The 569-nt window shown below is 46.2% G+C and carries 1 protein-coding gene; it reads left to right on the top strand.

What is annotated here, in order from left to right:
- Window positions 1-569: single-stranded-DNA-specific exonuclease C-terminal domain-containing protein (locus tag ACWHAR_RS30365; protein WP_452088844.1), on the top strand; the 569-nt coding region annotated here is incomplete at both ends.

Here is a 569-nt window from a genome sequence, read left to right as displayed (position 1 = left end):
AGCTTGTGCTTGCAGACGACGGGAACAAGCTCGATTGCATCGGATTTTATAAAGGCGATATCGAAGAAGGAATCGTTCCTGGAGCAAAGATCTCGATTGTCGGGGAACTGTCGATTAACGAATGGAATAACAGAAAAAAACCGCAGCTGATGATCAAAGATGCGGCCGTCAATGAATGGCAGCTGTTTGATCTGCGGGGAAAACGGTCATGGGAAGAAAAAATATTGAAGCTGGACCCTGCGAAACGGGCGTGCATCTGCTTCCGCGAGGAAACAAAAGCAAAGCTGGCAGGGACAGGCCTTGAAGAAGAGCTGACCGTCATCAGCGGCCCTGAAGATGCAGAGCGGCTCGACCTTGAGAGCCGTTATGCGGTATTTATAGATATTCCGCAGTCGCTCGACATCTTTGATCATGTAATAAACGGCAAAAAGCTGGAGCGCATTTATCTGATTTTTTATCAATCAGACGAACATTTTTTCTCAACATTCCCAACAAGGGAATATTTTAAATGGTACTATGCTTTCCTCCTGAAAAGAGGTTCTTTTGACTTGCCGAAATACGGCGGAGAG

Source organism: Bacillus sp. LR--39 (genome assembly GCF_053613335.1).
The sequence above is the reverse complement of the archived record's forward strand: the minus strand, read 5'-3'. Positions and strand labels throughout refer to the sequence as shown.